Source organism: Streptomyces swartbergensis (assembly GCF_002148965.1).
Lineage (GTDB): Bacteria > Actinomycetota > Actinomycetes > Streptomycetales > Streptomycetaceae > Streptomyces > Streptomyces swartbergensis.
In genome coordinates, this window is the sequence record NZ_NGFN01000361.1 from 1 (window position 1) to 8,634 (window position 8,634).

The following is an 8,634-nucleotide window of genomic DNA, read 5'->3' on the forward strand; positions in this document are numbered from 1 at the left end:
GTGCGGTAGGGGCCGGTCTTGTCGTCCCACCGCAGCAGGGCGGCCGTGGGGACCCGGGTCATCGCGTCGTTGACGGCCGCCACGGCCGCGGGGAGGGCGGGCAGGCCTTCGGCGCGGGCCGCGAACAGCGATCTGATCTGTTCGCGCAGTGAGCGCAGTTGGGTCGCGCACATCTCCCGCATGCCGGCGTCGACCGGGGCGAGGCCGCGCCGCGTCAGCCAGTGGTTCGCCTGCGCGGGGGCGCCCAGGAGGTCGACCGTGTGCCCGCCGGGCAGCGCGATCGCGCTGTTGACGAGGGCGAGCGAGGGGTGCTCCTCCTCTCCCTGTGCGGGTGGCGGGGCGGGCTGTTCGATCAGGGACTCCTCCATGCTTCTCATGGTACGGCTTGCCTTTATCCGTGAGAAGCGGCTACGGTCACCTCACGGTTCGATTGCGTCTATCCGTGAGGTTCTTGATGTCTTCCCTTCTTTCGACGACCGCACCCTTCCCCGTCCGCGTGTTCGGCGGCCCGACCGCCCTCTTCGAGTACGGCGGCCTGCGCTTCCTGACCGACCCCACCTTCGACGCCCCCGGCGACTACTCCCGCGGTGACGCCCGGTTCCTGACCAAGACCGCGCCCCCCGCCACCACCACCGCCGACCTCGGCCGTATCGACGTGGTGCTGCTCTCCCACGACGAGCACCCCGACAACCTCGACATCTCCGGCCGGGCCCTGCTCGCCGGCATACCGCTGACCCTGACCACGCCCGGCGGCGGCAAGCGTCTGCGCGAGAGCCTGGGAGAGAAGGCCAGGGGCCTGGCCGACTGGGAGTCCGTCGAGCTGGACCGCCCCGACGGGGGCACGGTCACCGTGACCGGCGTGCCCGCCGTGCACGGCCCCGGCCCCCGCGAGGAGGTCGAGCCGGTCACCGGCCAGGTCGTCGGCTTCGTCCTGACCGGCGAGGGCCTGCCCACCGTCTACGTCAGCGGCGACAACGCCTCCCTCGATGCGGTCCGCGAGATCGCCGGCCGCTTCGGCCCCGTCGACACCGCCGTCCTCTTCGCCGGTGCTCCCCGCTTCCCCGTCCTCTTCGACAACCAGGTCATCGTGCTGGACAGCGCCATGGCGGCGGAGGCCGCGCGGGTCCTCGGCGCCCGCCGCGTCGTCCCCGTGCACTACGACAGCTGGGCCCACTTCACCGAAGGCCGCGAGGAGCTGGCAGCCGCCTTCACCGCCGCCGGGCTCGCCGACCGCCTGGACTGGGGCAAGGGCGCCTGACCCGCCGTCACTTCCTCCAGAACAGGTGATGAATCACCCCGCTGGGGCTGGGCACCACATCGCAGTGGAAGCGGTCGAGCAGTTCCTCGGGGGACTCCCACAGCCGTGACCCCGATCCGAGCACCACACCGGGCGAGACCGCCACATGCAGCGTGTCCACCAGGTCGGCGTCGAGGAACTCCCGGATGGTGGCCGCCCCGCCGCCCAGCCGGACGTCCTTGCCCCCGGCCGCCTTGCGCGCCTGCTCCAGGACCTCGGCCGGGTCGCCGCCGACGAAGTGGAACGTCGTGTCGGAGAGGGTGAACGAGGGGCGCTCGTGGTGGGTCATGACGAACACCGGCGTGTGGAACGGGGGCTCGTCGCCCCACCAGCCCTTCCACTCGTAGTCCTGCCAGGGGCCGCGCTGGGGGCCGAACTTGTTGCGGCCCATGATCTCGGCGCCGATGTTGTGCGCGAAGTCGCGTGTGAAGTAGTCGTCGAGACCGCGGCTCCCGCCGGGGTCGGTGCGGTTGGGCCAGCTCGCCGTGGCGCCGGCCCAGGCGAACATCTGCCCCGGGTCGGCGTGGCCGAACGGGCGCTCCAGGCTCTGGTGCTCGCCGGCACCGAATCCGTCACTCGAGACGTTGAAGTTCTGCACGCGCAGTAGCTGCGACACGGGGCTCCTCCTGTGGTCGATCAGGGGTGATGACCGCATCGGCCGGCGAAACTCATCGGTGATCCGGCGGTTTCCTCCGGAGCCGCCCCGCACTCACCCCGCACTCACCCCGCCTGCGCGATCACGTGCTCGATCACCTGCTGGAACTCCTCGCTCGGGGAGAACTCCACGAACTCGCTGTCCTCCAGGGCGACCGGGACGTGGCCGGGACCCCAGTAGTACGCCTGGCCCGCCTCGTACTCCTCCTCGCCGGAGGCCGTGCGCATCCTGATCCGGCCCTTCAGGAGATAGCCCCAGTGGGGGCACTGGCACGCGTCCTCGGGCAGGCCCTTGAGGGCAGGGCCCATGTCCGTGCCCTGGGGCAGACTGATGTAGCCCACCGACATGCCGCCCCCGATCGGCATGAGGCGCAGTTCCACGCCGTCGCCCTCGAGTGCGACGGGTACGTCGTTCCGGGTCGCCGCCGTCATGACTCCTCCGCTCCGGCCCGGCCGGGCCTCGCGACAACGGACCTCCTCCTTCCACCCTGGACCGCCGGAGAACCGCCCGCGACATCACGATCCGGTCAAGAGGTGTCCTCGGGGTCTTGATTTACCGGCGTGTAATCGATTCCATCCACCCGTCGATGTAATCGATTCCACGAGCGCTTCAGCAAGTGCTCCCACGACTGATCCACAAGGAGGTGGAGCGGCGGTGGCCAGCATCAAGGACGTCGCTGCCGAGGCGGGCGTCTCCGTCGCCACGGTCTCGCGCGTCCTGAACGACCACCCGTCGGTCAGCGCCGACGCGCGCACGCGCGTCCTGGCCGCCGTCGAGTCCCTGGGCTACCGCCCGAACGCCGTCGCCCGCTCCCTGCGCACCGACCAGACCCACACCCTCGGCCTGGTCATCAGCGACGTGATGAACCCCTACTTCACCGAACTGGCCCGCTCCGTCGAGGAGGAGGCCCGCGCGCTCGGCTACAGCGTCATCATCGGCAACGCCGACGAGCGGCCCGACCTCCAGGACCACCACGTACGCAACCTGCTGGACCGGCGGATCGACGGGCTGCTCGTCTCCCCGACGGACGGCGGTTCGCCGCTGATGCTGGACGCCGCGCGGGCGGGAACGCCCATGGTGTTCGTGGACCGGTGGATCCCGGGCGTGGACGTGCCGGTGGTCCGGGCGGACGGCCGGGCCGCCGTACGGGACCTCGTGGCACATCTGCACGGGCTCGGGCACCGGCGGGTCGCGATCATCGCGGGTCCCGCCGCCACCACGACCGGGCGGGAGCGCGTGGAGGCCTTCAGGGAGGCCCTCCAGGCGCACGGGCTCGACCTCCCCGACGCCTACATAGGGCAGGGCGACTTCCAGGCCGAGAGCGGGCGCCGGGTCACCGAGGGGTTCCTCGACCTGGCCGAGCCGCCCGAGGCCGTGTTCGCGGCCGACAACCTGATGGCGCTCGGCGCGCTGGACGCCGTACGCGCGCGTGGACTGCGGGTTCCGGACGACATCGCGCTGGCCGCGTTCGACGACATCCCGTGGTTCGTGCACACCGATCCGCCGGTCACCGCGATCGCCCAGCCGACCGGCGAGCTGGGGCGGGCCGCCGTGCGCGCGCTGGTCGACCGGATCGAGGGGCGGCCCGGCGAGTCCGTCACCCTCCCCGCCCGGCTCGTCGTACGCCGCTCGTGCGGCGAGCCGTATCCGGCCTCCCCGGAGCCGGACTCTGCACAGGCCCCCGCTGTGCAGCCCCCCGCTGAGAACAGGAGCCACACGTGAGCAACGCGGACGAGTTGCTGCGCATCGAGGGCATACGGAAGACCTTCCCGGGAGTGGTCGCGCTGGACGGCGTGGACTTCGACCTGCGCCGGGGCGAGGTGCATGTGCTGCTCGGTGAGAACGGCGCGGGCAAGAGCACCCTCATCAAGATGCTCTCCGGCGCCTACACGCCCGACGCCGGGCGGATCCTGGTCGGCGGCGAGGAGGTGCGCATCCACGGTGCGCAGGACTCCGAGCGGCTCGGGATCGCCACCATCTACCAGGAGTTCAACCTGGTTCCCGATCTGACGGTCGCCGAGAACATCTTCCTGGGGAGGCAGCCGCGCCGGTTCGGGATGATCGACCGGAAGCGGATGGAGGCCGACGCCGAGGTCCTCCTCGCGCGCGTGGGCGTGCAGGTGTCGCCACGCGCGCGTGTCCGCGAACTCGGCATCGCACGCCTGCAGATGGTCGAGATTGCCAAGTCGCTCAGCCTCGACGCGCGCGTGCTCATCATGGACGAGCCGACCGCCGTGCTCACCTCCGAGGAGGTCGAGAAGCTCTTCGCGATCGTGCGCACGCTGCGCGAGGACGGCGTCGGGATCGTGTTCATCACGCACCACCTGGACGAGATCGCCGCCCTCGGTGACCGGGTGACGGTCATCCGGGACGGCAGGAGCGTCGGGCAGGTGCCCGCCTCCACGCCCGAGGACGAGCTCGTACGGCTCATGGTCGGGCGCTCGATCGAGCAGCAGTACCCGCGCGAACGGGCCGATCGCGGCGCCGCGTTGCTGTCCGTCGAGGGACTCACCCGCGACGGCGTCTTCCACGACGTCAGCTTCGAGGTGCACGCCGGTGAGGTCGTCGGCATCGCGGGGCTGGTCGGCGCCGGCCGTACGGAGGTCGTACGGGCCGTGTTCGGGGCGGACCCGTACGACAAGGGGGCCGTGAAGGTCGCCGGGGCCGCCATCCCGAGGTACGACGTCAACGCGGCGATGACCGCGGGCATCGGGCTCATTCCCGAGGACCGCAAGGGCCAGGGTCTGGTGCTGGACGCGTCGGTCGAGGAGAACCTCGGGCTGGTGACGCTGCGGTCGGCCACGCGCGCCGGGCTCGTCGACCTCAAGGGGCAGCGCGAGGCCGCCGCGCGGATCGCCGAGCAGCTCGGCGTGCGGATGGCGGGCCTCGGCCAGCACGTGCGCACGCTGTCCGGCGGCAACCAGCAGAAGGTCGTCATCGGCAAGTGGCTGCTCGCCGACACCAAGGTGCTGATCCTCGACGAGCCGACGCGCGGCATCGACGTCGGCGCCAAGGTCGAGATCTACCAGCTCATCAACGAACTGACGGCCGCCGGCGCCGCCGTCCTGATGATCTCCAGTGATCTGCCCGAGGTGCTCGGCATGAGCGACCGCGTGCTGGTCATGGCGCAGGGCCGGATCGCCGGCGAGCTCTCCGCCGACGAGGCCACCCAGGACACCGTGATGGCACTCGCCGTCAGCACTCCGACCACCACGACCACCAGCACGACCGGAACGGAGGCCTCCCGTGGCCACTGACACGCTCAAGAGCACGACGGGCGCGGGTGGCGCCTCGGGCGGCCTGCGCCGTCTCCTGCTCGACAACGGCGCGCTCACCGCGCTCATCGTCCTCGTCATCGCGATGTCGGTGCTGTCCGGCGACTTCCTGACGACGGACAACCTCCTGAACGTCGGCGTCCAGGCGGCCGTCACCGCCATCCTCGCCTTCGGCGTCACCTTCGTGATCGTCTCGGCGGGCATCGACCTGTCCGTCGGCTCGGTCGCCGCGCTCTCGGCCACGGTCCTCGCGTGGAGCGCCACCTCGGCGGGCGTCCCGGTGTTCCTCGCCGTCCTGCTGGCCATAGCGACGGGCATCGTCTGCGGCCTGGTCAACGGCATCCTGATCTCCTACGGCAAGCTGCCGCCGTTCATCGCGACGCTCGCGATGCTGTCCGTGGCCCGCGGCCTGTCCCTCGTCATCTCCGAGGGCTCCGCGATCGCGTTCCCCGACTCCGTCTCCCGCCTCGGGGACGCGCTCGGCGGCTGGCTGCCGGTGCCGGTGCTCGTCATGGCCGTGATGGGCCTGATCGCCGCGTTCGTGCTCGGCCGGACGTACATCGGCCGCTCGATGTACGCGATCGGCGGCAACGAGGAGGCCGCGCGGCTGTCCGGCCTGCGCGTGAAGAAGCAGAAGCTCGCGATCTACGCCTTCTCGGGCGTCTTCGCCGCCGTCGCCGGTGTCGTCCTCGCCGCCCGGCTGTCCTCCGCGCAGCCGCAGGCCGCCGACGGCTACGAGCTGGACGCGATTGCCGCGGTCGTCATCGGCGGGGCGTCGCTGGCCGGCGGCACGGGCAAGGCGTCCGGCACGCTGATCGGCGCGCTGATCCTGGCCGTGCTGCGCAACGGGCTGAACCTGCTGAACGTGTCGGCGTTCTGGCAGCAGGTCGTCATCGGCGTCGTCATCGCGCTGGCCGTGCTGCTCGACACCGCGCGCCGCAAGACCGGGGCGACCCCGGTCGCGGCCGGCACCGGCGGCGACAAGGGCAAGCAGGCCGTGACGTACGCGCTCGCGGCCGTCGTCACCGTCGCGATCGTCGGCGCCACGTCCTTCCTGCACAACGGCTCCTCCGCCGCGGGCACCCCGAAGATGGGCCTGTCGCTGTCCACCCTCAACAACCCCTTCTTCGTGCAGATCCGGGCGGGCGCCCAGGCCGAGGCGAAGAAGCTGGGCGTGGACCTGACCGTCACGGACGCCCAGAACGACGCCTCCCAGCAGGCCAACCAGCTCCAGAACTTCACCAGTTCCGGGCTCGGCGCGATCATCGTCAACCCGGTCGACTCCGACGCGGCGAGCAACTCGGTGAAGGCCGCCGACAAGGCGAAGATCCCGGTCGTCGCCGTCGACCGCGGCGTCAACAACGCGAGGACGGACACGCTGGTCGCCTCCGACAACGTCACCGGCGGTGAACTCGCCGCGAAGACCATCGCCGACAAGCTGGGCGGCAAGGGCAAGATCGTGGTCCTCCAGGGCCAGGCCGGCACCTCAGCCGCCCGCGAGCGCGCCCAGGGCTTCGCGAACGGCCTCCAGGCCTACCCGGGCATCCAGGTCGTGGCGCAGCAGCCCGCGGACTTCGACCGCACCAAGGGGCTCGACGTGATGTCGAACCTGCTCCAGGCCCACCCGGACGTCCAGGGCGTCATCGCCGCCAACGACGAGATGGCGCTCGGCGCGATCAAGGCCCTGGGCTCCAAGGCCGGCACGTCGGTCTCGGTGGTCGGCTTCGACGGCACGCCTGACGGGCTGAAGGCGGTCGAGGGCGGCACGCTGTACGCGTCCGTGGCGCAGCAGCCGTCCCAGCTCGGGAAGATAGCCGTGGACAACGCGCTGAAGGCACTCCAGGGCAAGAAGGTCGAGGAGACGGTGAAGGTGCCGGTGAAGGTGGTCACGAAGGAGAACGTGGCCGGCTTCAGCGGCTGACATCGGGGAACGGCGGGCGGTCACACGGCGTGTGGACCGCCCGCCATGTCACTCACGTGGGGAGACGACTCATGTACGACTACGACCTCCTGGTCGTGGGGTCGGCCAACGCCGACCTGGTGATCGGTGTCGAGCGCCGGCCCGGTGCCGGCGAGACCGTGCTCGGCTCCGACCTGGCCGTCCACCCGGGCGGCAAGGGCGCGAACCAGGCGGTCGCGGCCGCCCGGCTCGGGGCACGTACGGCTCTGCTGGCCCGGGTCGGCGACGACGCGTACGGCCGGCTGCTGCTCGACTCGCAACGCTCGGCCGGCGTCGACACGGTGGGCGTCCTGGTGGGCGGCGCGCCGACCGGGGTCGCGCTGATCACGGTCGACCCGTCCGGGGACAACAGCATCGTGGTCTCGCCGGGCGCGAACGGCCGGCTGGCCCCGGAGGACGTCAGCGCCGCCGGGTGCCTCTTCCAGAGCTCCCGGGTGGTCTCGGCGCAGCTGGAGATCCCGCTGGAGACGGTGGTGGAGGTCGTACGGAACCTGGCGCCGGAGAGCCGTTTCGTGCTGAACCCCTCGCCGCCGCGCCCCCTTCCGCAGGAGGTGCTGGCGGCGTGCGACCCGCTGATCGTCAACGAGCACGAGGCGAAGGTGATCCTGGGCTCGGCCGCCGTAGGGGACAGCCCGGAGGACTGGGCTCGGATCCTGCTCGCGAAGGGCCCCCGGTCGGTGGTGGTGACGCTGGGCGCGGAGGGTGCGCTGGTCGCCTCGGCGGAGGGTGTCTCCCGGGTGCCGTCCGTGAAGGTGAGCGCCGTGGACACGACCGGCGCGGGTGACGCGTTCACCGCCGCGCTCGCGTTCCGGCTGGGGGCCGGTGAGTCCCTCGCGGAGGCGGCCGCGTACGCGGCGCGGGTCGGGGCGGTGACCGTGACGAGGGAGGGCGCGCAGGCGTCCTTCCCGACGGCGGCGGAGGTCGCCGAGCTGTGAAGCGGAACGGGATACTGAACCGTCACCTCGCCGGTGCGGTGGCCGAGCTGGGCCACGGTGACGGGGTGCTGGTGTGCGACGCGGGCATGCCCATCCCCGACGGCCCCCGGGTGGTGGACCTCGCCTTCCGGGCCGGGGTGCCGGCGTTCGCCGAGGTGCTGGAGGGGCTGCTGGCCGAGCTGGTGGTCGAGGGGGCGACGGCGGCGACGGAGGTACGGGAGGCGAACCAGGAGGCTTCGGACCTCCTGGACGGGCACTTCCCGTCCCTGGACCTGGTGTCGCACGAGCGGCTCAAGGAGCTSTCGGCCGGGGCCCGGCTGGTGGTCCGCACGGGCGAGGCACGGCCGTACGCGAACGTGCTGCTGAGGTGCGGCGTCTTCTTCTGACGGCTGTCTTCTTGACGGCTGTCTTCTTCTGACGGCTCCGGGCGGCTCTGCCGTGCCCGGATCAGCTTCGAGGGGGCTCGGTCCGTCGACCGGGCCCCCTCGGCTTTCCCCTCCCGTCAGAACCCC

9 protein-coding genes are annotated in these 8,634 nt (G+C 71.6%); 6 read left to right on the top strand and 3 right to left on the bottom strand.

What is annotated here, in order from left to right:
- A partial coding sequence (locus tag CA983_RS36370) for an ABATE domain-containing protein (protein ID WP_208637111.1) occupies positions 1-368 on the bottom strand: 368 nt, incomplete at its 3' end.
- An 86-nt stretch (positions 369-454) separates the two neighbouring features.
- Between CA983_RS36370 and CA983_RS36375 the strand changes: the two genes are divergently transcribed.
- Entirely contained in the window at positions 455-1,258 is an 804-nt protein-coding gene (locus CA983_RS36375; protein ID WP_086605012.1) for an MBL fold metallo-hydrolase, read from the top strand.
- 7 nt (positions 1,259-1,265) lie between these two features.
- Here the strand turns inward: CA983_RS36375 and CA983_RS36380 are convergent, their stop codons facing one another.
- Positions 1,266-1,913: a dihydrofolate reductase family protein gene (locus CA983_RS36380; protein WP_086605013.1), complete on the bottom strand. Its 648-nt coding sequence runs from the start codon at positions 1,911-1,913 to the stop codon at positions 1,266-1,268.
- A gap of 104 nt (positions 1,914-2,017) precedes the next feature.
- Positions 2,018-2,383, bottom strand: coding sequence for a cupin domain-containing protein (locus CA983_RS36385; RefSeq protein ID WP_086605014.1), 366 nt, complete (start codon positions 2,381-2,383; stop codon positions 2,018-2,020).
- 223 nt (positions 2,384-2,606) lie between these two features.
- On the opposite strand from CA983_RS36385, the gene CA983_RS36390 reads away from it, so the two are divergent.
- From CA983_RS36390 to rbsD, 5 genes are all read left to right on the top strand, one after another.
- Positions 2,607-3,674 carry a LacI family DNA-binding transcriptional regulator gene (locus tag CA983_RS36390; RefSeq protein WP_086605015.1) on the top strand — a complete coding sequence of 356 codons (1,068 nt, stop codon included), beginning with the start codon at positions 2,607-2,609 and terminating at the stop codon, positions 3,672-3,674.
- The gene (locus CA983_RS36395; RefSeq protein WP_086605016.1) at positions 3,671-5,209 is read left to right on the top strand and encodes a sugar ABC transporter ATP-binding protein; all 1,539 of its coding nucleotides are present in this window, start codon (positions 3,671-3,673) and stop codon (positions 5,207-5,209) included. The genes CA983_RS36390 and CA983_RS36395 overlap by 4 nt, the downstream gene beginning before the upstream one ends.
- A complete protein-coding gene (locus CA983_RS36400) occupies positions 5,199-7,148 on the top strand; it encodes an ABC transporter permease/substrate-binding protein (RefSeq protein ID WP_086605017.1) in 1,950 nt (649 codons plus the stop codon). Before CA983_RS36395 ends, CA983_RS36400 begins: the two co-directional genes overlap by 11 nt.
- A 71-nt stretch (positions 7,149-7,219) precedes the next feature.
- Positions 7,220-8,122, top strand: a complete 903-nt coding sequence (locus tag CA983_RS36405; RefSeq protein WP_086605018.1) for a ribokinase — start codon at positions 7,220-7,222, stop codon at positions 8,120-8,122.
- A complete protein-coding gene (gene rbsD / locus CA983_RS36410) occupies positions 8,119-8,508 on the top strand; it encodes a D-ribose pyranase (RefSeq protein ID WP_086605019.1) in 390 nt (129 codons plus the stop codon). Before CA983_RS36405 ends, rbsD begins: the two co-directional genes overlap by 4 nt.
- Positions 8,509-8,634: the final 126 nt, after the last annotated feature.

Coding starts and splice junctions, on each gene's coding strand:
- CA983_RS36385 (WP_086605014.1), bottom strand. CDS start 2,383: ATGACGGCGGCGACCCGGAACGACGTACCCGTCGCACTCGAGGGCGAC.
- CA983_RS36375 (WP_086605012.1), top strand. CDS start 455: ATGTCTTCCCTTCTTTCGACGACCGCACCCTTCCCCGTCCGCGTGTTC.
- CA983_RS36405 (WP_086605018.1), top strand. CDS start 7,220: ATGTACGACTACGACCTCCTGGTCGTGGGGTCGGCCAACGCCGACCTG.